Consider the following 24,878-nt stretch of genomic DNA (forward strand, 5'->3'; position numbering starts at 1 on the left):
CCTTCAATACACTATCTGTAGCGAACCTGATGTTACTCTTTAAAGGCTGCTGTAACAATAGCACTCTTTTGTAATGAATGATTCTTCCCTCCTTCTAAAAGAGACTCAGTTCCTTTCTCGTCTCCCAATGTTCTGAAAAAGCGTACAGTCAGAAACATGGCAGCAATCATCCCAATGATGTCAGCGGCAGGTGCGGCAAACAGGATTCCGTTGATGCCGCTGCCCGGCTGGTTCCGCTCAAATAAAGAGGGCATCAGGATTACAAGTGGCACAAAGCACACAATATCACGGGTAAGAGAAGCAATGACCGCCATAACCGGTCTGCCTACAGCCTGAAAGAAAATGGAAGACATCTTAATCACGCAGGTAAAGATGACAAGTGACAGGAATACCCGGAATGTACGCTGTGCATATTCAAGATAAAGTGCATCATTTCCAGAGCCAAAGATGTTGATCACAACCTGCGGGCAAAACTCAAAGATCAGGGTAGCAATGACTCCGACAACAAGCGTTGCAGTCAGGATTGTGTGGTATGTTTCCCTGACGCGTACGTATTTTTTCGCACCGAAATTGTAACCGAGAATTGGCTGCCCTCCAAGAACAATACCTACAACGATATTAATGACAATGGTAAATACTTTTGTTTCAATACTGATCACTGATATGGGAATATCCTGCCCATAAATCGACAGGGCACCGTATCTTGCCAGCATGATGTTGCAGACCAGAGAAATCATGACAATGGACATCTGTGTAATAAAAGACGAGGCACCTAATTTCAGAGCGTTACTGAATATTTTAAAATGCGGTACAAAGCTCTCTTTAGTCAGGCGGAAACTCTTTGTTTTGAAAAAATATAGCACGCAGACAAGGAAAGAAAACGTCTGCCCTATGACTGTCGCCCAGGCAGCGCCTGCAATCCCCCGGTTTAAGACAAAGATAAATATCGGGTCGAGAATGATGTTCAATATTGCCCCAAGCGTCATAGATACCATTGAAACTGCCGGGCTTCCATCCGCGCGGATGACAGCGTTCATCATGTTCATCAGCATGAAGGCCGGAAAGAAACTGAGTATGATGGTGAAATAATCCACCGCCATCGAGATGGTCTGGTCAGACGCACCGAACAGCCGAAGCAGCGGCTCCTTAAAAATCGCACAGAGAACAAGCATGATTATACTGAGTACCAGCGTGACAGTAACACCGCTGCCAATACAGCGATGTGCATTCTTCGTATCTTTTTTCCCCTGACAGAGACTGAGATAGGCGGCACTGCCATCACCGATACACCATGCAAAGGCCTGTGCGATAATGAGAATGGGAAAGACAATTCCTGTTGCCGCATTGCCGAGATATCCTAGGTCACTATTACCGATAAAAATCTGGTCGACAATATTGTAGAGCGCACTGATAAGCAGCGATAGAATGCAGGGAATCGAAAATTTCACCAGTAGCTTTGATATTTTCTCCTCACCTAGTGTACGATTTTGATTTGATAGTTCCATGATTATAATCCTCCTGTTATACATATTGCGGAGTCTTTATCAGAGAAAAGCTGCCTAAAAACTGCGAAGGACAAAAAAATAGTGCGTAGAAATCGTTTGGAATTTCTACGCACTAAGCTGTCCAGCCCAGTTAGAATAACATAATTTTTCGAGAAAAGTCAAGCAGATTTTTTGGGAGGGATATTAAAATTTATCCTTATTTTCTACTATAGCCGCAATTCCATCGGTGTAAATCTCAGGCCGTTTACTACCCGCTCTTTATCAAGATCCCGAAAGCCAAGTTTGTGATATACCGGGATCGCATACGGCGACGAGTTTACTGTCATTCTATCAGAATGGCACTCTTTTCGTAATGTTTGAAACAACTGTCTGCCGATTCCCTGTCTGTGATATTTTCCATCCACAAAAAATAATGCGATATGTGTCCCTTCGCTACGCGATGCTATAACACCAATCAATTTTTCACGGTCAAAAGCGCCAAATAAACGAAGTTGAGTTATAAAATTTATATCGTGTATGCACTTATAAAATTCATCTATTCCCTCTTTTGTGTAATCTGGTGATTCGTATTCATTGAAAACCTTCCAAGCTAGTGACAGCGCTTGCTCCGCCATTTCTTTCTCCAGTTCTCTGACAGTTATATTCTGCATCATAAACCTCTATTTCTCCAATGCTGCAAGGTCTGACTGCTCATAGCGATTATGCCCCTGCAGCTGTTTTTTATATTTCCAGCACCTAATAGCATCCTCCAACGATTTTCCCTGATTATCTGCAAAAAAGTCACGTATATAAGTGTTATACTCAAATTGCCTGTCAATTTTTGTTTTCCCTTTTTTCTTATCTTCTATAATTTGATAATAAGCCGCAATCGCATCCCTGTAAGTTTTGCCTGCATTGCCTTTCAACCATTTTTGAAAAGCAACATTAAAAGAAAAACTATTCCCAATTTGTTCTTTAAAAAATGCCCTGTGTTTTTCTGAACAGACAAAGTCAGGTTCAATCTTTGTATCCTCCCGAATATCGGATATCACCACAGCCTTTTTCTTGGCGGCTGCCGCAGATAATATCTTTCCAGTATCAAGGAAATATGCAATCCTGTCTGTTATCTCTATCTTGCCCCCGGAAGTGGGCAAACCATTTTTCCTGCAAAAATCCACCAGCTCTTCTTTCAAATAATAGAAATCACGAAATGTTTTACTATTTAAATTTCTGTCCAAAACAGGTCTTTCCGTCATATTTATCCTCTTTCTTCTATAAGTATATTTTTATCCAAGTAACTTTGCAAACCCTCTGCAAATTGTCCTATATGTAGACCATCCACAAAAGAATGGTGCGCCTGAACAGAGACAGGCATCATGATTCTTCCATCCTTTTCATAATACTTTCCCCAGTCAAAAAGAGGTGTCGCATTGTCTTTTTTTCCTGAATTCGTATGTGAAATGTGCGTATATGTGACCCACGGCATAGGTGAACACTGAAATACATCGTTTCCCAACGGCCCCGTAAAATATTCTTTCTGTTCCTCCGCTGTCCTCAGTGCTACCCCGCAATATTCTTCCAAATCATCTATAAATGGAACATTCACTACTTTAAACAGTTCTGTCTCCTTATTTAAATACGTGAATGCTGTATCAATCCTGTCAAACAGTACAATCTGTCCATCTACAAACCTATAGCGGAATGCCTCAATCTCATTTGCACATTTACAGACAGCATAAACCATCGCCATTGTAAAAGAAAGCCCCCGTTCTTTCACCACGCGTTTAAAGTTTGTAATATCCACCTCAAATGTCACACAAAATGCTGGTTCAATACTGTTCCTGAAAACCATACAGTGCATTGCCCTGTCCCATGTTTTTTCATCAATCACTCTGTACTGATTAGACATATCTTTTCCCTCCAAAATTAAATTAATCAGTTCTGCACACTGGAATATTTATACTTTATCGTTCCTTTTTCTGTTATCCTTTCGTGCTTTATACCAAATATAAAGGCAACATCCTATAGCTACAAGATAGCCGCCAATTAAAATAAACAACTGGCTGCCAACAGGATTTATCATTTTACAAACCGGATAAAACGATAGTATAAGAAGTGTCGGGATTACTCCTCCTAGAAAAACCTTTCTTCTGGTAGATAAATAAACATGTCCCCCCAATAATGCCATCATTATTATAAATGATAATAATTCTTCAAAATCAAATCCACCACTAAATACCTGCATTATATACAATATAGCCATTGCAATTGCAAAACATATAAAAGTAGTCATATTCCCTCCTTTTCGGTTCCGTAAATATAACATCCCAGCATCACCTTCTAAATAGCTTCTTCCAAAAAGCATCATAATCTTCCCGCACGAAGTTCACCTCAGACGATAATATCTCATATCTTACACCACGCATTGAGAAAAACTCGTTCGTTTCATAAATTCCATTCTTTTTATAAAACTTTATGCGCCTGTTCCTCGCTTCAGCATTATCCGCATTTTCATCAGGTGCTTCCACTTCAAGTAAAATAGTTTTATCCGGATATCTATCCCTTAACCATTTTATAATTTCCGAGCCATGTCCCTGCCCCCGCAATGCGTTACTAACAGCAAGATATAGAATATACAGTATCTTTTCCTGCTCAATAACATAAGCGAATCCACATAGCTTATCGCCATCGTAAAATGCTTTTGCGTGAATAGTCTTACGATGTACCATGATTCTCAGAATCCATAAAGGGATCTGTTCCTTACGGGGAAAAGAGCGTTTGTACAGTTTTTTAATAGCCGTATAATCCGGCATTTTCTTATGAATATTTTTTGCTGCTAAGTTCATTTTTTATCACCATAACATTTTTTGAATAGTCCGAATGAATTTTTTGAGAAGAAAACAGGATTTATATTCTGGTCATTATGACCTCCGATTTGAAATACTGTTCTTGAAACTTTACCTGCTCCCAGATTTCCGCTTCCGTAAAATGACAGTTATCTGGTGCGACAACCCATTTTTCCTCAATATCATCATATCTATGTATGATTGCAATTACTTTTCCGGTAAACTCTTTGACAGCATGATTGACACCCAATATATAGGCATCCTGTTCTTCTCCATCCTGTGCCATAACTCCCTCTATAAAACCATAGTTAACTGGATAATAGATATCTTTATGTACAGGATGGAAGGTCCCTAATGGTCTGTCAACTGTTACTTTTACAATATCACCAATCATAGTCAGTCCCTCTGTACCCCCGCCTAATGCTCGCCGCTCGCGGGAATAAACACATATTCAACTAATCTTCACGATGTTCTTCCCCCCAGATGCATAACTGGTCAAGCACCTGCATTAGAGATTTCCCCTTTTCTGACAGGCTGTACTCTACCTTTGGAGGGATTTGTGGGTATACATTCCGCAGTACAAGGCCGTCAGACTCTAATTCCTTAAGATTCTGGCTTAATGTTTTATCAGATATTTTCTTCAAATATCGCTGAAGTTCATTGAAACGGACAGTTTCAAATTCCATCAGACAATATAGGATAATCATTTTGTATTTACCAGATATCAGCGATAAGGTATAGCTAAATCCGGTTTCTTCGAAATTCGCATTCTCTATATATTTTGATATCATAAACATTACCACTTTCTTTTAGGTAAGTACCTTACTTTAATGTAGGTACTTGTTTTTACTTCTATCTATATTATAATGGTCTCAGCAGATATGTAAAGTATTGATTCAATTATTTTTAAATGGAGGTAGTTTATGAAAAAAGATTTAGGAGTAAAGCCGTATTTATTTCCGATGCCTGTTCTGATGATTTCAACTTACGGTGATAATGATGTAGTTGATGTTATGAATATGGCCTGGGGTGGTATTTGTGCACAAAATATGGTATCCCTGAATATCAGTAAAGGGCACAAAACATCTGAAAATATCCAGAAGCGAAATGCTTTCACCCTCAGTATTGCCGATATTCCTCACATTGAGGCCGCCGATTTCTTCGGTATCGCAACTGGCAATAAAATGTCCGATAAATTTGAGCGTACCGGACTGACTGCCACTAAAAGCCAGAAAGTAGATGCCCCTATCGTGAATGAATTCCCGCTCACGCTGGAGTGTAAGGTTGTCGAAGCAAGAGACGAGGTATACGGCTTTCATGTAATTGGTGAGATTGTAGGTGTCCTTGCAGATGAATCTGTACTGGACGAGAGCGGAAAGGTTAACCCGGCAAAACTAAATGCATTCGTTTTTGATCAGTTCCAGAATGGTTATTACGCCATTGGGGAAAAAGTAGGGCAGGCCTGGAGTACCGGAGCACCACTTATGAAAAAATAAAAACCGGACACAAGGGACACTTCACATAATGAGGTGTCCCTTTGCATTTTGCAAAGATGGCTATATGTCAATAAACAACTGAATTTTATAGATTTTTAGGTTCTTTTAAATATTCTATATATTCATTTCCCCATATCTCTAAAGCTGATAATACATTTTTGAATTTTGCACCTATTTCGGACAGGCTCATGTCAGACCTTTTGGAGCTGTATGTATCTTTGATGGCAAACTATATTTTGTCACCAATAATCAGAAAAAAGTTTATCATCAACTGAAGAAGAATGGAAAAGTTGAAATTTGTGGCATGAACAAAGGAACATGGATTAGAGTTGAGGGAGAAGTAAAAGAAGATTTGCGCAGAGATGCACGAGTTGCCATGATGGATGCAAATACAGCTTCCTTGAGTGATATGTATACAGTTGATGATAACTTAATGACAGTATTTGCATTTGAGCATGGTACTGCCACCATTTATTCCTTTAAAGATGAACCAAAAGTAATCGAATTTTAATATCTGTTTTATAGAGTGGATACTTTTTCTTGTATATGTTACATACTTATTCAGCAGGCATTAGCATCGGAATCGCATTCTTCCCTGCCATATCTATTTGTTAGCATGCAATTTAAAGCGGCTCACCTTGTTTTTCAGAAGCTGAGACTGCCCGTAGAGTTCTTCAGACGCAGCGGCTGACTCCTCTGCTGTGGCAGAGTTTGTCTGTACTACGTCGGATATCTGGTCGATGCCTGCGGATACCATTTCCGTCGCGGCAGCCTGTTTTTTAGATGCCTCCGCGATTTGGTTTATTTTAGCTATCATTTCATCAGTGCCATTAACAACATTCATTACTGACGCTGCCGTCTTTTCCACTATTTTCGTTCCAAGATCAACAGCTGAAAGAGACTGCTGGATCAGCACCTCTGTACTCTTTGATGCTTCCGATGACTTACCGGCCAGATTACGCACTTCCTGGGCCACAACTGAAAAGCCCCTGCCTGATTCCCCTGCCCGGGCCGCCTCCACGGCAGCATTGAGTGCCAATATATTCGTCTGGAATGCAATATCATTGATCATTTTAATGATACTTCTAATCTGTGTAGAGCATCCATTGATCTCCTCCATTGCATCCTTCATTTCCTGCATCTGCTGATTACACTCAAGAAGATCTGCAGCCATCTCACCTGCAGCTTCTTTTACCGATTGTGAGTTTTCCGCATTTTCACTCACCTGCTGTGATATTTCTGACATGGTTACTGCCAGTTCTTCTGCCGAGCCGGCCTGGGAGATTACACCTTCAGAAAGCACCTGTGCACCACTGGAAACCTGATCGGATCCGCTGGCTACCATGTCAGAGAACATATTAATCTCTGTCATAGTCTCATTCAAAGAATTAATCACAATAAGAAGAGCCTCCTGTACAGGCAGAAAATCCCCCTGAAATGTTTCGTAACTGGGTATCTCCAGATTCCCCTCCGCCAGCTGCTGCATAGCCTTGGAAATCTCATCCATATAATAGAAAATCTTATCTGACATTTCACGCATACTGTTGGAAAGGCTTCCCAGTTCATCCTTTGAGATATATTTAATATCGACTTTCAAGTGTCCCAGTGCCATCTGCCTGGACGCTGCTTCCAACTCCTTGATCGGTCTGGTAATACTGCGGGTTATATAAATACCAAATAGAATGCTCACAAGTACACTGGCAACCCCCAACGCCGACAACATAACAATGAATTTAGTCTGTTCAGCACGCAGGTTGACAATCAGAGCATCTGCTTTCTTATCTGCAATGTCAATGAGCTCATCCAATTCTGCCTGTGCCTTATGGATGGTGATAACATTGTTGGCTTCCATATAGGTGGCAGCCTCCTTTCTGCATTGCCTCAAAGTTGGAATTCACGGTATTAGCTGCGTTCAACACTTTAAAGGGCCCCTTATAAAAGTTCTCTACTTTTGACCTTATCCTTACCAGGTTTCCAATACTCACTGCAATACAAATGACCAATAATGTCAAAACAAATGCGTAAGAGATAATAAGTTTCCTACTGACTTTCAAATTCTTCACAGATTTTTTCCTACTGTTAGTAATCCGGTACCCTTATGCATGTGTTCCGTCCTTATTAATTCAAAGAACGCATCCGAACTCATGGGTTTGGCAAAGTAATAACCCTGTCCATAGTCACAATGATACTGATGCAGCAGATCCAGCTGCTCTGCCGTCTCAATTCCTTCTGCCAAAGAACGTGTCATCGGAAGCTCCTTACATATCTGCATCGTATTCTTCATAATAATACGGCTTTTGACGTCACTGCTTAATTTATCCACCAGGGATTTATCAAATTTGATCTCACTGAATTCAAGTGTAGTCAGGATCGACAGATTGGAATATTTGGCACCAAAATCATCCAGGGAAACAGAGAATCCTTCTGCAGCTATCTGTTTCATTAGCTTGAGTAACTGCTGTGGCTCCAGCTTACTGATATTTTCGGTCACCTCTATGGTGATATTCTGCGCAGGGACACCGTATTCCCGGCAGATTTGCCTGATCTGTGTCACAATATCAGAGGCCATCAGCGTAACACGTGAAAAGTTTGAGGAGATATGGGTTTCAATCCCCTGGCTTTTCCATCTCTGCAGATCGGCACAAACCATCCGGAATACTAACAGATCCAAATGGCGGATGACGCGCTCCCTCTCATAGTTGGGAATGAAATGGTCCGGCAGGATCAGCTTTCCCTGCTTATCCCTTTTCCGTACCAAAGCCTCTGCACCAATGATCCGCCCGGTTTTCAGGCAGATCTGCGGCTGGTAATAGACCTCAAAGCGGTGGTCAGATATATCCCTTAAAAGCTCCGTGGCGATACCAGTGCGTGCCGTTTTCTTTCCTTGCAGAATTGCGTGATAATACCGCTGCTTTTCTGCATACATCAGATCATCAGCCTTCAGGATCTCTTCATCGGGGGATACATTTCCTTCCCTCCAGGTATGGCCAATGGAAACATCATATTTTTTGTTCCTGCCAAAATCCCGGATCAGACTTTCTGTAAGCAGATGAAAATCCTGTTCACTGATATCAACACAGAGCACCGTAAACTCATCTCCGCCTACCCGGTATGCATCACATCCTACGTGAGACTTCAGGGTATCTGCCACCTTTTTGATCACTCTGTCCCCATACTCATGACCGTTATTGTCATTTATCTTTTTCATCCCATTGATGTCGATATAGATAACGCCTAATGAATGCAGGGTTTGTTCAGAAAGCCTGTCCAGCATTTTAATGTAGCTGTTCCGGTTTTGCAGGCCGGTGAGTAAATCCGTATAGCTGGACCGCTCCAGATTCTGAATCAGCCTGCGCCGCTCCATTTCCTCCAACACAAAGCTGGATACACTGCGCAGAAGCGTTAAATCCTCTGTGCTTTCCGTAGGATTGTCTACGCCAAGGAAGCCGATAATCTGACCATTTTTTCTGAGCGGAGCAACGGCAAGACTTTCAATCCCCTGGTCCTTTAAGATGCGGTACTCTGGTGAATCCACGGTCAGATCCTTGTCCAGTGACGTGATAAAAAACTCTCCGTCAAGCTCAAATTTATCGTTCCACTCGCTAACATATTCAATGGGAATTTCCTGCAGCACATCCATTTGATAAAGAATATCGGGAGCGCACCATTCAAAGGTATTTTTGATATGATCCTTTTCGTATTCAAAAATATATGCCCGGTCCGCTATATAAAAATGGCCGATAATCTCCAGAAAATGGTTCACCGCCGTGTTCACATCCGGTTCACTGGAAAGCGTTTGAATACATTCAACCAAGGTTTCTTCCATTGTAAGCCGGTTGGAAACACGGTCAAACTTTTCTTTCTCGTCCGTGATATCACGCGCAATCTCAAGCCGGCAGTTCTTGCCTTCAAATGTAACTAAAATATCTGTAATATCAAACCACATCTGAATCTTTTCGTTATAATGCTCCCAATGATAGGGCTGTCCTGGTATCAATTTACTGTTTGTACAGAATGGACAGACCGTATCCAGACCTTGAATCAACTCGTAGCATTTTTTTCCGTATATCTCCTGCACATCCTCAAATCCATATAGGGTCGCTGCTGCTTGAGTCATATATATTATTTCATTGGTAGCCGTATCCGTAGCATACGCTACCAAATTTTGCTGGTTGATGATAGCTTGTTCAAAGAAAGATTCTCTCACAGTATACCTCCCTAATCATCAGATCTGTAATTAATCTCTGCCTTCTTTGGCATATAACAGAATGGAAACCTCGTTTAATCATTCCGCAGAAATCAAATACTTTTCGATCTCCAGGGCCAGAGTATCAAAGCTCAATGGCTTTGCCATATGGCCATTCATCCCTGCAGCCTTTGTGTTTCGGATATCCTCAACAAAAGCATCCGCTGTCATTGCAATAATCGGTACTGTCCCGGCATCCGGACGGCTCAGTGCCCGGATCGCACGGGCAGCCTCATAACCGTTCATCACCGGCATCTGAATATCCATCAATATCAGAGAATAGTAACCGGGAGCGCTGGCCTGAAAAAGCCTGACTGCTTCCTCTCCATTTACAGCAACCTCCAGCCGGGCGCCAAAGCTTCCCAGCAGTTCTAAAGCAATTTCACGGTTCAGCTCGTTGTCTTCTACAAGCAGAAATGTATTATCCCGGAAATCGTATACCACATTTTCATGACTTGATGCTTCTTCACCCTTCAGGTACTTCAGCATACAATTCCTGAATGTAGACTGGAAAAAGGGCTTTTCTATATATCCGTCAATCCCCGTGGTCATCTCATTTTTGATCTCGCTCCAATCATAAGCGGACACGACCAGAAGCGGCATCTCACCCACAGATTCTCTTCGAATCTGCTCTGACACATCCAGCCCATCCATCCGGAGCATTCTCCAATCCATAATGATCATCTGATATTCTTCGCCTGCCTGATGCCTGTCACGGATATGGGATAATGCCTCATTAACACTTTCCGCACAGTCTGCCCCAACTCCGAGATCACTCAGAGCCTGCTGTGCATCCATAAGGACAACCGGGTCTGCATCCACCAGCAGGAGCATACCGTTTATACCGGTAAAATCAACAGTCGAATGCCCGATGGGCTGCATAGGCAGTGTCACATAAAAAGTGGTGCCCTGTCCGGGCAGACTGTTCAATTGAATGTCACCGCCCAGCAGCTCAGTGAGCCGTTTCACAATGGCAAGTCCAAGGCCGCTGCCCTCGATCCGGTCTGTACGGCTGTCACGTTCCCTTGCAAATGTCTCAAAAATATGTTCCTGAAATTCTGCATTTATGCCGGGGCCAGTGTCTGCGATAGTAAAGGAAAGTGTCGAATTTTCTGGAATCTGTTCCACTTCAAATACGATCTGCCCATACTCCGGCGTGAATTTCGAGGCATTAGACAAAAGGTTCAGCAATATCTGACGCAGACGCAGCTCGTCACTATAATAATGTTCCTGCCGGATATTCCGCAGATGAACCTTGAAATCCTGATATTTTGTACGCACATTTGGCAGAGTGATCATAATGATCTCCCTGATCAGATCCGGCAGCGAAAAAGAGGCCGCATGAATGGAAACCTTGCCGCTTTCAATCTGTGACATATCCAGTACGTCATTGATCAGGTCCAGAAGATGATGGCTGGAGAGCCGGATCTTATGCAGACAATCTTTTACGCGTTCTGGTTCCTGCAGGTGGGCATCCGCGATCTCCGTCATCCCGGCGATCGCATTCATAGGTGTGCGGATATCATGGCTCATGCGGGAAAGGAAATCCGACTTCGCCGCATTTGCCAGTTTCGCAGACTCCAGTGCTGTGTTGAGCATCTCCGTGCGCTCCTCCAGCTGGTGCTGGAGCTTTCTTAGTTCCGTGATATCCGTAATGTCAATAAAGACCACCAGATAAACCGGGTCGTCGGCAATGGGATCAATACAGGTGCCGTGGAGCTGAAGCCAGCAGTCCCTGCCAAATTTGTCTTTGACACGGATGGATTCATCCAGCTCCAGCGCCTCTCTGTTCCGTAAATCCGGAAGCAGGGAATCAATAGTCTGACGGCTCTCCGGATGTAACACTTCCATAGAATCAACAGCAGACAGGTTGTCCAGATCCACATCAAAAAAATCCTTTATGCGGCTGCTGGCATCGATCATCATGAACCGGTCCGGTAAGATCCGGTATTTTACAATGAAACCGGGTACGTGTTCATAAGCAACGCTTTTATCCTGCTGTGCCTGCAGCAGTTCAGTGACGTCGATCATGGTGGTATAAGCCAGCTTTTTCCCATCCTGAAATTCATTTGTAAAAAAATCCACCATCTTTACCCATTTTGAAGATCCTCCCGGCAGCTTTAACGGCAGATATGCTTCAAAACTATCCTCTCCCGCCGCAGACATGCTGTCAACCTTGCTGCAGATGATGTCCCAGGTCTCCTGATTATCCATGAAATATTCGTCACAATGGTCATGGAATCTGGCCTCATATTCGGATTTGGTGTACCCGATGAGCTGATAATAAAATTCATTGGCCCAGACTAGGGAGAAATGTTCATCCACCTTATGCTTGCTGACGCTGACCTTCATTGCCTGCATCATCATTTCCAGTTCATTCTTCGTCTGTACAAGCTCTGTCACATCTGTCATAACGGTATAGGATGTACGGTAGCCATTCACATACTGATCTGTAAAAAAACTGACCAGTTTTACCCAGTAACTGGTGCCATCCTCATATTTCATTGGAACAATCAGCTCGTATTTGTCCTCCCCCTTCTCTAAAACAGATGCGACTTTTTTGGCAAGCATGTCCCAGCCCTCAGGGTTATTGCTGTAATATTCATCCGCATGGTTGTGGAACAGGGATTCATATTTTGACTTGGGATAACCGATCAGTTTATAATAAAATTCATTCGCCCAGATGCAGGTAAAGTGCTCGTCCAGCAAATGGGAGCTGACACTGACATTGAGTGCACTCATAAGCATTTCCTGTTCGCGCGTCATCGTCTCATAGTTTTTCTGTGCGCGTAGCTGCTCTTTCTGCACCTGCATCATTTCCGTCACATCCACCATTGTGGTGTAGGCAACCCGATACCCCTCTATATATTCCTCTGTAAAGACAGCCTGCAGCCTGATCCAAAATGAGGAGCCGTCCGGATGGACCATTGGCAGATAAACCGAGTACCCTTTTTTCCCGTCCGACAGGCTGGCCTCTATTTTATCTGTGAGTATTTTCCACCCTTCCGGATTATTTTCAAAATACCGGTCACATTGATTTTGGAACCGTTCCTCATACTCTGCCCTGCTATAACCGATCAGCTCATAATAATAATCGTTGGCCCAAATGCATGTGAGATGCTCGTCAACAAGATGCTTACTGACACTGGCACCTAAAACTCCCATCAGCATACTGTATTCATTATTGAGCTGCTCATAACTTAGATTAATCTCCACCTGGCTCTCCTCCATCGTATTCTTTATTTTAATAACTGGATCCATTCTGTTTGAAAACAGCTGAGCGGAAGTAAGCCGCTTTTCCAACTATAGTAGTAACTCTAAACACCCTTAAATTAGAACGCTTCTGTTACGGCCGTTTCTCTTAGCCTGATAGAGGGCATCATCTGCCCGGCGGATCAGGTCATCCGGACAGATATCATCCGGGGTTTGGAAAACAGCTCCAATACTGACGGAGGTTGCAAAAAGATTCCCCTGATATTCGAGCTGCATATGTGATATCCGCCCCACAAGACCTTGCAGCAACTTGGAGACACTCCCCTGCTCTGTTTCATATAGCAGAAGCAGGAATTCATCACCGCCGAACCTTCCGATCACTGCGTCTTCCGGCAACAGTTCTCCTACTCTTTTTATGACACGTTTCAGGGTCATATCACCTGCCTCATGTCCATAGGAAGCTCCTTAAACCGCTTTTATGAAAGCGTTCTTCCAAAAGTCATCCGCTCGAACTCCTCCGGTGGTACTGGGCGGGAAAAGATATATCCCTGCAGCAGATCGCAGGTCGTCCCTTTCAAAAAATCCTTCTGCGCATCCGTTTCTACACCTTCTGCAACCGTAGTCATCTTCAGCTTGGCCGCCAGCTCAAGCACAGAAGTGACCACATCCCGTTCCCGCGGGTTGTCCATTTCTTCAGAACCAAAGAACGCCTTGTCCAGCTTGATGGAATCAATGTCAATATCTTTCAGCACATTGAGCGAAGAATAACCGCTGCCAAAATCGTCCATAGAGCAGTGATACCCGCCTCTGTGGAACGTATCGATGATCTGCATCAGCACGTCCGGATTTTCAAATACCAGTGTTTCCGTCAGTTCGATCTCCAGCAGTTCTGCCGGAATGTTATACCGTTGGCGGATATCCTCGTACCGCTTCAGGAAATCCCGGTCCAGCAGATGTGCCCGGGACATATTCACGGAAACCGGCACCGGCTTCTCACCGTGACCGATCCATTTCCGCAGCAGTGCGCACACACGCTCAAACACATAGAGGTCCAGCTTTACAATAAACATGTTCTTTTCAAACAAAGGGATAAAATCATTGGGCGGGATCAGACCTCTCTCCGGGTCAAGCCACCGTACCAGTGCTTCTGCTCCCGCAATGGTCCCATCGCGCAGCGACTGTTTCGGCTGGAGATACACGACGAACTGTTCTTTTTCAAGCGCATCACGCATCCGGTTTTCGATTTCTTTCTCCTTCATCAGCCGCAGCTGATCCAGCTCAGAATAAAACATGCAGATACACAGCTTTGCATCCGCTTTCCTGACGATATTCTCCCTGGCTACGTTTGCCCGGTCCTGGATCTGCATGATGGGCAGCTTTGGATCCTCCACATAATAGACGCCTGCTGTCAGGGAAAGGATATATTTCTGTTCCGCATCCTTGTTAAAGTGGTTGACCTTTTCTGCAATATCATTCAGACGCGCCTCTATTTCCCTTTTTTGCGCAGCTTTGAGCAGAAGGCTGTAGTTATCCGCAGAAGTGCGGCTCACATATTCCCCCTCCTCCAGAGAACTGCGGATCACGCCATGTATGTATTTCAACGCCTCATTTCCGCTTTCAACACCAAACATTTCATTGAGAAGCTTGAATTTCTGTACGTCCATCCAGACCAAGGCGTAAGTTCCGGCCGGTGCTGCTTTTATCGCCTCCTCGGCTTTCAGTTCAAAGCAGGTACGGTTAAAGCCGCCGGTCACCGGGTCCACAAATGCCAGCTGCTCCAGCCGCATATTGGTTTCCTTCTGTAATTCCCGCTGCCGTGTAAGGTCAGTAATGTCTATATAAACCATCAGATAGACCGGGTCTCTGTCAATCGTATCAATACAATCTCCGTTTAACTGCAGCCAGACAGCATGTCCTTCTTTATCCCGTGCTTCCATCGTAAACCGGACTGGTTTTCCCTTTCGCATGATAGGAAAGGACTCCCTTAGTGCCGCCTCATTTTCCGGTGTATTTAAGTTTACCAGGGCATTCTGCTCCCGATGATCAAAAAAATAAAGAAATCGTTCATTGGCATCCACAAGTTCAATCTGACTTTCCCTGATCCGGAATTTTGCGATAAAACCGGGGATGCTGTTGTAGGTAACTGTTTGTTCTTTCTGCATCCGGATGATATCGCTGATATCGCTCATCACAGTATAAGCAATGTGGTATCCGTCAATGACATCTTCCGTGTATGTTCCAACCAGCCTGACCCAGATCATATGGCCATCCTTATGGCGCATTCTTGTGATATGCTCGTATCGTAACTCACCGGCTTCGAACGCCCCCATAGCAGCTGCCACGATCCCATCCCAATCGTCTGTATTACTGCGGAAAAAGCGGTCGCACTGGTTTTCAAATACCGCCTCATACTCTTCTTTCGGATATCCAATCAGGTCATAATAAAAATCGTTTGCCCACACAACCGTAAAATGATCATCCAGAAGATGTTTGCTTACACTAACACGCATGGAAGTCATCAGAAGATTATACTCATCGTTTTCCACAAAGTTATTTCCCGATGGGCTGTGTTCATACTTTTTCATTTTCACATTCTCCCCTTTCATGTAGGGTTATAATAGTTATTTCTGTATATCTATCCATCGTTTAAACTGTTCTTATTAATTTTTATTGTGCTCATTTAATATTTTTTATTATAAGCTATGTTTATAAATTATTCAATAAAATAGCCCCTTTAATGGTGTTAAAAATGTTAAAATATAAATATCTTTGTAGTTACGGCTTTCCCATTTCTTTGTATTTCGGAGAATATGTGGTATATTAAAGAAAATGTTATCTTTAGGAGGATGAATTAAACTTGGATGAATTAAATCTATACAATATAGCCTACAAACATCTGTATAACTGTATTCTTTTCGGCTTATATCCTACCGGATCGAGTCTTCCTACTGTGCCCGATCTTTGCAAAACCTTTAATGTTTCCAGTGCCACCATTCACAACGCCCTGAGGCTTCTGGAGGAAGAGAATTATGTATCTCTGAGCCAGGGGCGGAGTGCGATTGTTACTTATGATATTAAAGAAGAGGAATGCCGGACAGAATACAGGGCTTACAGCTATGCTACAAAAGATGCACTGCTGGACCTGTGTAATACGATGCTGCTGATATGGCCGGAGGTTATGCTGCAGGGATTGAAATTATGCGATAAAGAAGATTTGAAAAAGCTGACAGAAATTTTTGAACGAATGTCACCTTACAATGAATATCCGTTTTTTGATTTCTTTCTTCATATCCTGAAAGCCCTGGGAAATCCTCTGTTTCTCAACTTATATATGAGCACAAATTTCTTCGGACACCCCACGATTATGCATCTGGGGGACAACGCGTATACATATGGTTATATGACCTATTTAAAAAAGGTAACTGCACAGATACTTTCCCTACGTAAAGCATCTGATTATGTACAGCTAAAAGATTTGCTGACCCGTCTGTACCAGAAGCATATCAAAGGGGTACGCCTGTATTATGATACGCTGCCTGTGCCTGAGAATCCGGCCAAGCCGATCCCCTATGAGTGGAATTATTTCTCGGAACGTCCGCTGGTCAGTTTTAATCTGGCCATGAAACTTCTCCGGCAAATTTACTCTTCTTTGGGGAATCAGGAATTCCTCCCCTCGTTTACTGCTCTGGCGAAACAGTATTCTATGCCATTAATTACAGTGCGCCGGGCAGTGAAAATACTCAGCGACATCGGAATTGTAGAGACGATCCCCGGAAAAGGGACACGGGTACTGGTGGGATTTGATAACCCGGCGCCGATTTCCAAACTCTCTACCCCCAACCTGAAAAAAGCCCTGCTGCAATATTTACAAAGCATGCAGATTATCCTGATAATCTGTAAAGATGCAGCCCGGTCTGTTTTTCCTACGCTGGCGGATACTTCCATTCAAAGTACCATATCCTGGCTGAAAAATATTCAGATGTCCAAGGACTACTACATGACATTCGGTATCTGTTTCGTCCTGCTGAAAGAGAACGCACAATCGCCAGCTTTACGTCAGATACTGGGCGGACTGATGTACTTTCAGTATCTGGGGTATCCGCTCAATGATATGAAACCATACGATTTTAGATTTGATTCCCGGTCAACCATAACCCTGCTGAAAAGTCTGGAAGAAAGAGATTCTGAGCTGTTTGCCACAGAACTACAGCATCTGGCCCTTGATATCTTTAAGGCTGGAAAAGAAAAACTCATTGCCGGTGGTATTCATGAAGCCGATGCCATCATGCTGCCGACCTTCGATTAAGGGTTAATCTATTAGGAAACAAAAAAGCAGAGCAGCCATACGCCCACAGGCGCGGCCCTCTGCTTTTTTTCTATTACACGAAAGATATAACAATGTTTCAAACCTTTACTTTGTAAAAACACCACAAATCGTTTCGCCTGTGTCTGAATATTCCTTTCCTGCTACATCACCATAAATTTCAAACATAAAGAAACCTGCACCCTGGATTTCTGACAGCAGCTTTTCTTTAGTAAAAAAATGATCCCAGACATTATAACAGCTTATAGTTTCATCAGTTAAAACAACACATTGGCGAAGTTCCGTAGCATCCTCGTCATCATATTGGTATACAGACTCCAAACAAATATGTGGTTTTTCGCACCAAAACCCGCCTGCCTCACAACATTCCCATGACCGGCTTTCTTTCTGTCTCATAATCGGTGTAAAAACATCAACAATAAACTTCCCATTTTTCTTTAATGCCCGATAAATCTTCTTTAATAAATGAAGCCGGTCAGATACCGGCATCACTGCATAGTCACAGTAAATTAACGTTATTACATCGAACTGCTCTGTATAATCAATCGTCAGGTAGTCCTGATAAAAATATTCGATTGCAGCGTTATGCAGTAATGATTGTTCTTTTGCGTAATCTATAGAACGTTTGGAAAAGTCCACTCCTGTCACAGAGTATCCTGCATTGTAAAAACGCTGGGCGTATAAACCGGGACCACATCCCAAATCAAGTAAGAATTTGTATTGGGACGGCGGGGCAATTTTAGAAATCCATTCGACTGATTTGTTTAGAAATTCATGCCTGCGGGTTGCCGCGTCCTCAAGTGGATTCAAATGCGCCGCCAGCATCCCCTTTGATATATGTATGTCATTCCAGAAATCTCCTGTACTTGGAGCATATAGCTGTGGTTTCTTTAAATAACCACTTAATTCATTCATCATAATACTTCCTCCAAAAGCATTCGCTTTTTCTTATACAATGGTGCTTCTGTGAGCGCGCTACCACTTATCATAATGTACCACCGCCTCTTTTCTTTCACTTCTTCAGTATTTTTTTCAAATGTGCAACATCTAACAAATTTACCGTTTCGAATTTCCCCTTATAAAATACTGCCCAGTTATTGAAAACACAAGGCAGCTCCTTTGCTTTCTGCAGCGTGTCTATCTGAATAAATGAAGACGGGATATCGTGTTCAAAACAATATTCTTTTAAGATTTCAATATTTTGATAAATATAAGGGCACTGCATATCATAATAAATGGTCAGTTCTTCCCTCTCAATCGCACACAACTTTGCATTCTGATTAAACGCCGGAACTGTTCCATCAAAAGAAAGCGCAAGTAACTCATATCCACTGTCAGTGGTATCTACAACCTCAAAACCACATTTTTTCGCGAAAGACTGGTCTGAAAGCCATGCTTTTTGCTTTATCGCCCCAAGCATACATATTCCGGATTTCCCTTTTTCCTTCGCATCCGCAATACAATACTCCATTAACGATTTTGCATACCCCTTCCCCCGATAATCGCCTAAAACCCACAGGCAATAAATATAATAATAATTATCTCCCGTAATGGGGACCCATGCAGTTTCCAAAGGGGCATACTCAATAAATACGGTCCCTTTTACATCCAGTTTTCTAAAAGTATGTCCTTCTTTTAGCCTTTCAGAAATCCATTGTCTTTTAGCCTCCACACCCGGATGCAGCTTTTTGGTACGGATAATGCAGCACAAATGTTCATTGGCGAGATTTTCTGCCGTCAAATTTACAAACTCTTCACTCATATTTCAATTTACCTCGTTTTCAATTATTATTTCCTTGAGCGGCGAACCGGAATTTAGATGCTTTTATTGTACCATAGAAATTTTTTTCTGTCTTAATATTTAATGGCATCCGTCCTTTATTTCTTTAACTACTAATTATCAATTACTCTTATATACAATTCTTTGTTTCTCATAGCCTTCAACTTTCAGGGAGGAACTAAAATGCATCTTACAGACTCAACTATTTAAAATCTCTTTTCAAGTATTTCTCTATGTACTCCCGACATCCATCTTCTAAAATATGAAATGCACAACTGTTGTTTGTTAAAATCTGCTTACGATTTGATGTAACCATCGCATATATTTTATTAGCCTTCTTCTGAATTTTCTCTGCATTGTGCATACAAAATTGATATTCTTTATTTAACAATAGTCGGTATTTCTCGTCTTCAACATCCTTGATTACTAATTTTTCAAGACATTCATCGGGTACAGGAACCATATAATTAAATCGCAAGGAACCTTTTACTTCTTTTTCATCTCCTGGCACACGAATCAAAATATTTGCCTCCTGCTTCTTATCAAAAGATGATACAGAAACATAATAATTCATATTATTTACTTGCATAACAGCACCAAATGCAAACTTATTACGGCCTGTATACCAGGTATTCGGCACTTTCGTAACTCCTCTTTTTTCCTTTTCGTATCTTTGTAGAAACCTAGTGTATTCCTCATTTATACGGTAAAAATCCATTTTTATCCTCCATAGTATAATCACACATACCGTTTTACAAGGGGCAGTATTAGTGTATGAAAACCAGACTGCACAAACTATACTGATGATATTGTTCCTCTTTATAACACGCTATTTTGGTATAATAAAACAACCAACTTTGACAATAAAAACTATTTAAAAGCTGAACATTTCAATACGGGAAAATACAACATTGTTGTAAATGAAATTTAAAGAAAAATATTTTATTTATGATATATGGACGTTTTTGAGATTTCTGATAAAATTAACAAGGAGATAAGCTACTTATCTCCCCGAAAATTATCGATTCGCATTTTAAGCTGCGAAGCACTTAAATTAAAGGTTCACATTCAAAGTAGTGAAGCACTTAAATTAAGGGTTTGCACTCAAAGTAACAATGCACTTAAACCGAACAAATTTCTTTGCTCACTTATATTATATGAAGTTCCTCTGGAAAAATCAATAAAAATTTTATTAAGGATACCTTCTTAGCGCACCATAGATTCCCTTGAACCACATACCTTTATTCCCCAGACGGCAATGTATCACTAAATATCCTCTGGTACTGCTTTGGCGTCAGCCCGATAAATTCTTTAAAATAGTTTGTAAAATGGCTTTGATCGGAAAAGCCCGTCATTCCCGCGACATCGATCGGTCCAATCCCCTGTTCCAGCAGTTTCTTCGCCCTCTCTATGCGTATGGTCTGCAGATAACGGTATGGTGATACCCCCACTTCTTTTGTAAAAGACCGCAGGAGGTAAGATTTTCCGGCCCCAATCATGGACGCCAGATCGTCCAATGCAATATTTTCAGCCAGATGCTGTTCCATATAGCTGCAAAGCATTTTTGTCTTCTCTCCCGGCCCGTCATCTCCAGCCGTTTCAAACGGGGCGGCATATTCCTGCAGAATCTGGTCTATCAGGCAAAATAAGGACTCTTCTTTTTTCAGTTTTGGCATATCCAAAAGCATCGCTTCATACACCTCTGCTACTGACAGCGCAATTTCACTTTGATAAACGACATTTTGTGTGAAATGAGGAATGTAATCCTTCCCTGTGATTTCTCTGGCAATGCCGAGCATGACATCGGTGTGAATATTCACGGCACGGTAATCCAGCAGTTCCCTGCCTATAGGCGCACAATAATGGTTGTCCCTTGGATTAAATAAAATCAGGTCGCCGGCATTCAAATCGTACTCCTGCCCCTTACACCAAAGGTGGCGCTTTCCGCCCTCGATGAACCCAATCACATAATATTCATGAAAATGATTTGGAAACTTCTGTACAATGCCGCTTAACTGATATGCCTCTATTCCCAGATCACGGTCATAATAAATATGGCGCTGTTCCTGATTTCCACTCATGCCAGCTTACCTCCTATGCTTCATATTAAATAATTTTACCATCCCGGCGTAAATTTTTCTTGCAAGATATGGCACAAGTAGAGAATTCCCATCATCTCGCTACTCGTAGTTTGATTTTTCCCATGCTTCCACTTCATTTATTAATAATGTCCGGATAAACGGATTGTTTTCAGGGCAGGCAAGAAACATAAAAGCGCTGCTACGGCATTTCTGGTAGTGCTCACCCTTCATCCAAAAGTCATAGCCCATTGAACATCTCGGATTACAGGCATTCGGATCTGCCATACGCTTACATATAGGCGCTTTCTGAATCGAGCGGACCATCTCATCCGGCAGTGTTTCCAAAACCTCTTCATACTCATTCACATGAACTCCATAAATCCGGACAAGCATGCCCTTTTTCCGGAATACATAATTGGCGACTGTCTTCTTATTATATATGTAAGAAACCATGTAACCGCTTTTGGCAGTCTTAATCTCTATCTTACATCCATGCTCCATTAACCTGTCATGTAACTCTTTTACAAAATCCTGGTTCTCCGCCGGAACCGTGGCAATAAAATCGTTAAACTCTGTCTTCTCCATAATCATTAATTCCTCTCTGCTTTTTTGTCTGTATTTTTCTGATTATAACTTAAATAGCAGAATATTACCTCTCTTTTACTGCACCTTTCGGATAGGTCGTATAATGTATTTTATCATCCTCCCCTATCCTGTAAAGCAGGAGATTGTTTCCAGATCTTATTTTTCCACTAAATTAAAAATTGTTTCCACATTTTATATTCCACTAATAAAAGACAGGCGGGCTGTCAATGACTGGCATATGCCCGCTTATCTGCCATTGACCGGTCCGCCTGCTTTTACTGTTTATTCCGTAAAAATAATAGGATATTGACAATCCGCTTCGCTGTGTCTGTTAAATCTCAAAATCCTCTGAATGGAAATTACTATAATATCTGCCTTTAACGGCCGTGAATTTCAGGACGCAGTAATCAGGGTCTGTTACACCTTCTGTGTAATACATCGTGTCACCCTCCTGCCATAACATTTCTTTCGCCTCATTTGTTTCTAATACTTCCACAGTTCCCATCAGGCTTGCTCCACGGAAAAATCGTTTATCCACAAAATAAACGCTGGCTTTTGGGTTTTCCCGCAAAAATTTCACTTTATTTGAGGATGTATTTGTATGAAACCAAAACACCTTGATTCCCTCCCGTATCCTCGGTTTTAGCATTGCCTTTGTTACCGGGAATCCCTCATTATCTATATAGCAGATAAAAGCCGTACTATTTTTATCTGCCATATTTCCTATGGTCTGCTCTGGATTTTTCATCATGGTAAAACCCTCCCCTGTTTTTTATTTTTATTCTAACAGAGCACGGAACGATTGTACATTACACACTTTTTTGTGTGCACCTATATCAATCCCTTATTTTTCAAAAATTCTTCCTTACCGTCCTCTTTCATTAACTCAATTCCGATTTCCTGCATTGCAGTAATGACACTCAGCATCCGCCGGCCTTTATCTGTAAGGGAGTATTCCACCTTAAGAGGATAGCCCTCATATGGTTCTTTTTGTACCATACCGAAATCCTGCAGTTCCCCCAGATGCTGCAACAGCATTTTCTGTCCGATTCCGGCGATATCATTCTGCAAAGCTGAAAGGGAAACGGCCCCCTTCTCCAGCTGCCATAAAATGATAGGCTTCCATTTTCCACGTATAATATCATGCGTTAATTCCAATGGGCATGTATAACTGTCCCGCATTTTCATACAAATACCTCCGTAAATTAAATAATATCAATGTGATTTTGTTTTTATTGTAGCAGATTAAAAGTCCTCACTCTACTTTTTCCATTTTTTTCTATGATTTTCCTCACTGTTAATTAGTTTTTTTGTCTCCCATGACTTACCTCTAAAGTAGATCACACCTGCCAGCGCGGGTAGAATAGGAGAAAGTGCCTGACCAATATAAACTCCCATAAAACCCATTTGCATGGGAAATGCCAGAAACCAACAAACTGGCAGGCGCACGATCATGGCATCTAAAAAAGCATTGCACATAGCAATATTTGCAGAGCCCACGCCAATCGCAAAGGAATCCAGCGTATACATCACCGCATAAACCAGACTGTTTATACTGCAGCAGATCCGAAGATACATGACTCCCTCTGTGATAACGTCCGTACTGGCCGGGTCAAAAAGCATAATGATGGCTTCCGAAAAAATTTGGACAAATACGACTGTAATAAACGTAATAAAAATATTTATCAACAATCCATACTGCGTAGTTTTCTTTACTCTTTCCGTATCCTTCGCTCCCATATTCTGTCCTGCCATAGCAGTTACAGCCTGTCCGACCGCCCAGCACGGCATGCCTGCAAAGGTATTTACTTTTAGTCCTATGCCGGAAGCCGCCGCCACCGAAACCCCAAAGGTATTCAACATGCCGGTGACCAGCAGATACGAGATGTTTACAATTACCATCTGGGCAGCAGCAGGCAGGCCTACCTTCAAAATGATAATTAATTTCTCTCTTTGCATGGCAAAACTTTTCAGCTTAAAATCAAATATAAAATCCTTTCGCTTCAAATGTATAACTGAAACAACCAGGGATATCCCCTGTGAAAAAATAGTAGCATAAGCAGCACCCTTTGTACCCATCCCCATCGGTCCCACTAGCAACAAATCTAAAAAAACATTTATAACTGCAGCTACCGCCACAAAGTATAACGGGCTTTTGGAATCTCCAAATCCTTTCATAAGCGAACAAACCGCATTATATCCAAAAACGAATACCGTTCCCATGCAGATGATCTGCATATAACCGCAGGCATCTTTCATCGCCTCCACAGGTACATGGAGGAGCGAAAAAAGATGAGAATATAAAAGTAAGCCGGCAGCCGTAACAAGGATGGAAGCAATAAAAGACAAGCTGAATAAGGTTCCAATCGTTTCCTTTTGCCCCTGTTCATCATTTGCCCCTTTATATTGGGCTGCTAAAACGGTCCCTCCCATTGTGACACCAATACAAATAGAATTAATTATGAAACTTAACATGGATGCATTGCTGATAGCGGCAAGCCCGGCCTTTCCTACAACACGCCCTACCACCAGCATATCCGCAATACTATAAAGTGACTGTAATAAATTTGCGCCCAATAAAGGTACCGCAAACCGTATCAGCTTTTGGGGAACACTCCCCACCGTTAAATCCTGTTCCTGATTTTTCATATTAAATAATCCTTTCAAAATAGCAAAAGGCCGCAGACAAAACATTGTCCACGGCCAAATTTCCAATCATTTCAGTTCATCAAAAAAGGTAACACAAATAAGGCTCTTAAACCAGAATCATCTGATTTATACAGCCCTGCCTTTCAAATAAACCTGTTTATCTGATTGGGCTCC

General features: G+C 42.1%; 23 protein-coding genes and 2 pseudogenes. 4 read left to right on the forward strand and 21 right to left on the reverse strand.

The features are described 5' to 3' along the window. Nucleotides 1-32 precede the first annotated feature (32 nt). The 8 genes from DWX43_RS05710 to DWX43_RS05745 form a co-directional block, all read right to left on the reverse strand. Nucleotides 33-1,505, reverse strand: coding sequence for an MATE family efflux transporter (locus tag DWX43_RS05710; protein WP_182440634.1), 1,473 nt, complete (start codon nt 1,503-1,505; stop codon nt 33-35). A gap of 206 nt (nt 1,506-1,711) precedes the next feature. After that, nucleotides 1,712-2,158: a GNAT family N-acetyltransferase gene (locus tag DWX43_RS05715; protein WP_243099260.1), complete on the reverse strand. Its 447-nt coding sequence runs from the start codon at nt 2,156-2,158 to the stop codon at nt 1,712-1,714. 6 nt (nt 2,159-2,164) lie between these two features. Next, the gene (locus DWX43_RS05720) at nt 2,165-2,740 is read right to left on the reverse strand and encodes a DUF6434 domain-containing protein (protein ID WP_118619438.1); all 576 of its coding nucleotides are present in this window, start codon (nt 2,738-2,740) and stop codon (nt 2,165-2,167) included. A gap of 2 nt (nt 2,741-2,742) precedes the next feature. After that, nucleotides 2,743-3,393: a CatA-like O-acetyltransferase gene (locus DWX43_RS05725; protein ID WP_118619440.1), complete on the reverse strand. Its 651-nt coding sequence runs from the start codon at nt 3,391-3,393 to the stop codon at nt 2,743-2,745. 48 nt (nt 3,394-3,441) lie between these two features. Continuing rightward, on the reverse strand, nt 3,442-3,777 hold the full coding sequence (locus DWX43_RS05730; RefSeq protein WP_118619442.1) for a hypothetical protein: 336 nt from the start codon (nt 3,775-3,777) through the stop codon (nt 3,442-3,444). Nucleotides 3,778-3,817: 40 nt separating this feature from the next. After that, nucleotides 3,818-4,330, reverse strand: a complete 513-nt coding sequence (locus DWX43_RS05735; protein WP_118619444.1) for a GNAT family N-acetyltransferase — start codon at nt 4,328-4,330, stop codon at nt 3,818-3,820. A 61-nt stretch (nt 4,331-4,391) separates the two neighbouring features. Beyond that, on the reverse strand, nt 4,392-4,724 hold the full coding sequence (locus DWX43_RS05740; protein ID WP_118619446.1) for an inorganic diphosphatase: 333 nt from the start codon (nt 4,722-4,724) through the stop codon (nt 4,392-4,394). 61 nt (nt 4,725-4,785) lie between these two features. Next, complete coding sequence (locus DWX43_RS05745) at nt 4,786-5,121, reverse strand: helix-turn-helix domain-containing protein (protein WP_118619734.1); 336 nt, start codon at nt 5,119-5,121, stop codon at nt 4,786-4,788. A gap of 132 nt (nt 5,122-5,253) precedes the next feature. On the opposite strand from DWX43_RS05745, the gene DWX43_RS05750 reads away from it, so the two are divergent. The 3 genes and pseudogenes from DWX43_RS05750 (at nt 5,254) to DWX43_RS27290 (ending at nt 6,337) form a co-directional block, all read left to right on the forward strand. Continuing rightward, complete coding sequence (locus DWX43_RS05750; RefSeq protein WP_118619448.1) at nt 5,254-5,826, forward strand: flavin reductase family protein; 573 nt, start codon at nt 5,254-5,256, stop codon at nt 5,824-5,826. A gap of 214 nt (nt 5,827-6,040) precedes the next feature. Next, nucleotides 6,041-6,112 (forward strand): annotated as a pseudogene (locus DWX43_RS27285) (NimC/NimA family protein); the annotation flags it as partial. Between the two features lie 18 nt (nt 6,113-6,130). Next, the gene (locus DWX43_RS27290; RefSeq protein WP_243099261.1) at nt 6,131-6,337 is read left to right on the forward strand and encodes a hypothetical protein; all 207 of its coding nucleotides are present in this window, start codon (nt 6,131-6,133) and stop codon (nt 6,335-6,337) included. A 93-nt stretch (nt 6,338-6,430) separates the two neighbouring features. Here the strand turns inward: DWX43_RS27290 and DWX43_RS05765 are convergent, their stop codons facing one another. The 5 genes and pseudogenes from DWX43_RS05765 to DWX43_RS05785 all read right to left on the reverse strand — a co-directional run bounded on the left by DWX43_RS05765 (nt 6,431) and on the right by DWX43_RS05785 (nt 15,870). After that, the gene (locus DWX43_RS05765; RefSeq protein ID WP_147356288.1) at nt 6,431-7,678 is read right to left on the reverse strand and encodes a HAMP domain-containing methyl-accepting chemotaxis protein; all 1,248 of its coding nucleotides are present in this window, start codon (nt 7,676-7,678) and stop codon (nt 6,431-6,433) included. 207 nt (nt 7,679-7,885) lie between these two features. Next, nucleotides 7,886-10,033, reverse strand: a complete 2,148-nt coding sequence (locus DWX43_RS05770) for an EAL domain-containing protein (protein WP_118619452.1) — start codon at nt 10,031-10,033, stop codon at nt 7,886-7,888. Between the two features lie 78 nt (nt 10,034-10,111). Next, the gene (locus DWX43_RS05775) at nt 10,112-13,288 is read right to left on the reverse strand and encodes a PAS domain-containing sensor histidine kinase (RefSeq protein ID WP_118619736.1); all 3,177 of its coding nucleotides are present in this window, start codon (nt 13,286-13,288) and stop codon (nt 10,112-10,114) included. Between the two features lie 111 nt (nt 13,289-13,399). Further along, a pseudogene (locus tag DWX43_RS05780) lies at nt 13,400-13,732 on the reverse strand (GGDEF domain-containing protein); the annotation flags it as partial. A 29-nt stretch (nt 13,733-13,761) separates the two neighbouring features. Continuing rightward, entirely contained in the window at nt 13,762-15,870 is a 2,109-nt protein-coding gene (locus DWX43_RS05785) for an EAL domain-containing protein (protein ID WP_118619456.1), read from the reverse strand. Between the two features lie 272 nt (nt 15,871-16,142). Between DWX43_RS05785 and DWX43_RS05790 the strand changes: the two genes are divergently transcribed. Next, nucleotides 16,143-17,591, forward strand: a complete 1,449-nt coding sequence (locus DWX43_RS05790) for a GntR family transcriptional regulator (RefSeq protein ID WP_118619458.1) — start codon at nt 16,143-16,145, stop codon at nt 17,589-17,591. Between the two features lie 105 nt (nt 17,592-17,696). On the opposite strand, the gene DWX43_RS05795 is transcribed toward DWX43_RS05790, so the two are convergent. From DWX43_RS05795 to DWX43_RS05835, 8 genes are all read right to left on the reverse strand, one after another. Beyond that, complete coding sequence (locus DWX43_RS05795) at nt 17,697-18,527, reverse strand: class I SAM-dependent methyltransferase (protein ID WP_118619460.1); 831 nt, start codon at nt 18,525-18,527, stop codon at nt 17,697-17,699. 94 nt (nt 18,528-18,621) lie between these two features. Continuing rightward, a complete protein-coding gene (locus tag DWX43_RS05800) occupies nt 18,622-19,371 on the reverse strand; it encodes an N-acetyltransferase (protein ID WP_118619462.1) in 750 nt (249 codons plus the stop codon). 220 nt (nt 19,372-19,591) lie between these two features. After that, complete coding sequence (locus DWX43_RS05805) at nt 19,592-20,107, reverse strand: type III toxin-antitoxin system ToxN/AbiQ family toxin (RefSeq protein WP_118619464.1); 516 nt, start codon at nt 20,105-20,107, stop codon at nt 19,592-19,594. Between the two features lie 523 nt (nt 20,108-20,630). Continuing rightward, nucleotides 20,631-21,470, reverse strand: coding sequence for an AraC family transcriptional regulator (locus tag DWX43_RS05810; RefSeq protein WP_118619466.1), 840 nt, complete (start codon nt 21,468-21,470; stop codon nt 20,631-20,633). Between the two features lie 99 nt (nt 21,471-21,569). After that, the gene (locus DWX43_RS05815; protein WP_330582230.1) at nt 21,570-22,055 is read right to left on the reverse strand and encodes a hypothetical protein; all 486 of its coding nucleotides are present in this window, start codon (nt 22,053-22,055) and stop codon (nt 21,570-21,572) included. A 331-nt stretch (nt 22,056-22,386) separates the two neighbouring features. Beyond that, complete coding sequence (locus tag DWX43_RS05825; RefSeq protein ID WP_109731931.1) at nt 22,387-22,803, reverse strand: pyridoxamine 5'-phosphate oxidase family protein; 417 nt, start codon at nt 22,801-22,803, stop codon at nt 22,387-22,389. Nucleotides 22,804-22,886: 83 nt separating this feature from the next. Continuing rightward, nucleotides 22,887-23,243: a helix-turn-helix domain-containing protein gene (locus DWX43_RS05830; RefSeq protein WP_118619470.1), complete on the reverse strand. Its 357-nt coding sequence runs from the start codon at nt 23,241-23,243 to the stop codon at nt 22,887-22,889. A 72-nt stretch (nt 23,244-23,315) separates the two neighbouring features. Further along, the gene (locus tag DWX43_RS05835; protein ID WP_118619472.1) at nt 23,316-24,704 is read right to left on the reverse strand and encodes an MATE family efflux transporter; all 1,389 of its coding nucleotides are present in this window, start codon (nt 24,702-24,704) and stop codon (nt 23,316-23,318) included. Between the last annotated feature and the right edge of the window lie 174 nt (nt 24,705-24,878).

The sequence above is a fragment of the Clostridium sp. AF19-22AC genome (assembly GCF_003479085.1).
GTDB classification, from domain to species: Bacteria; Bacillota; Clostridia; order Lachnospirales; family Lachnospiraceae; genus Faecalicatena_A; species Faecalicatena_A orotica.

What these genes read in the sequence shown, in the direction of transcription:
- DWX43_RS05830 (WP_118619470.1), bottom strand. Translation starts at nt 23,243, where the DNA reads ATGAAAATGCGGGACAGTTATACATGCCCATTGGAATTAACGCATGAT.
- DWX43_RS05735 (WP_118619444.1), bottom strand. Translation starts at nt 4,330, where the DNA reads ATGAACTTAGCAGCAAAAAATATTCATAAGAAAATGCCGGATTATACG.
- DWX43_RS05815 (WP_330582230.1), bottom strand. Translation starts at nt 22,055, where the DNA reads ATGGAGAAGACAGAGTTTAACGATTTTATTGCCACGGTTCCGGCGGAG.
- DWX43_RS05835 (WP_118619472.1), bottom strand. Translation starts at nt 24,704, where the DNA reads ATGAAAAATCAGGAACAGGATTTAACGGTGGGGAGTGTTCCCCAAAAG.
- DWX43_RS05725 (WP_118619440.1), bottom strand. Translation starts at nt 3,393, where the DNA reads ATGTCTAATCAGTACAGAGTGATTGATGAAAAAACATGGGACAGGGCA.
- DWX43_RS05740 (WP_118619446.1), bottom strand. Translation starts at nt 4,724, where the DNA reads ATGATTGGTGATATTGTAAAAGTAACAGTTGACAGACCATTAGGGACC.
- DWX43_RS27290 (WP_243099261.1), top strand. Translation starts at nt 6,131, where the DNA reads ATGAACAAAGGAACATGGATTAGAGTTGAGGGAGAAGTAAAAGAAGAT.
- DWX43_RS05730 (WP_118619442.1), bottom strand. Translation starts at nt 3,777, where the DNA reads ATGACTACTTTTATATGTTTTGCAATTGCAATGGCTATATTGTATATA.
- DWX43_RS05800 (WP_118619462.1), bottom strand. Translation starts at nt 19,371, where the DNA reads ATGAGTGAAGAGTTTGTAAATTTGACGGCAGAAAATCTCGCCAATGAA.
- DWX43_RS05810 (WP_118619466.1), bottom strand. Translation starts at nt 21,470, where the DNA reads ATGAGTGGAAATCAGGAACAGCGCCATATTTATTATGACCGTGATCTG.
- DWX43_RS05750 (WP_118619448.1), top strand. Translation starts at nt 5,254, where the DNA reads ATGAAAAAAGATTTAGGAGTAAAGCCGTATTTATTTCCGATGCCTGTT.
- DWX43_RS05765 (WP_147356288.1), bottom strand. Translation starts at nt 7,678, where the DNA reads ATGGAAGCCAACAATGTTATCACCATCCATAAGGCACAGGCAGAATTG.
- DWX43_RS05785 (WP_118619456.1), bottom strand. Translation starts at nt 15,870, where the DNA reads ATGAAAAAGTATGAACACAGCCCATCGGGAAATAACTTTGTGGAAAAC.
- DWX43_RS05805 (WP_118619464.1), bottom strand. Translation starts at nt 20,107, where the DNA reads ATGGATTTTTACCGTATAAATGAGGAATACACTAGGTTTCTACAAAGA.
- DWX43_RS05710 (WP_182440634.1), bottom strand. Translation starts at nt 1,505, where the DNA reads ATGGAACTATCAAATCAAAATCGTACACTAGGTGAGGAGAAAATATCA.
- DWX43_RS05795 (WP_118619460.1), bottom strand. Translation starts at nt 18,527, where the DNA reads ATGATGAATGAATTAAGTGGTTATTTAAAGAAACCACAGCTATATGCT.
- DWX43_RS05715 (WP_243099260.1), bottom strand. Translation starts at nt 2,158, where the DNA reads ATGATGCAGAATATAACTGTCAGAGAACTGGAGAAAGAAATGGCGGAG.
- DWX43_RS05825 (WP_109731931.1), bottom strand. Translation starts at nt 22,803, where the DNA reads ATGAAAAATCCAGAGCAGACCATAGGAAATATGGCAGATAAAAATAGT.
- DWX43_RS05745 (WP_118619734.1), bottom strand. Translation starts at nt 5,121, where the DNA reads ATGATATCAAAATATATAGAGAATGCGAATTTCGAAGAAACCGGATTT.
- DWX43_RS05720 (WP_118619438.1), bottom strand. Translation starts at nt 2,740, where the DNA reads ATGACGGAAAGACCTGTTTTGGACAGAAATTTAAATAGTAAAACATTT.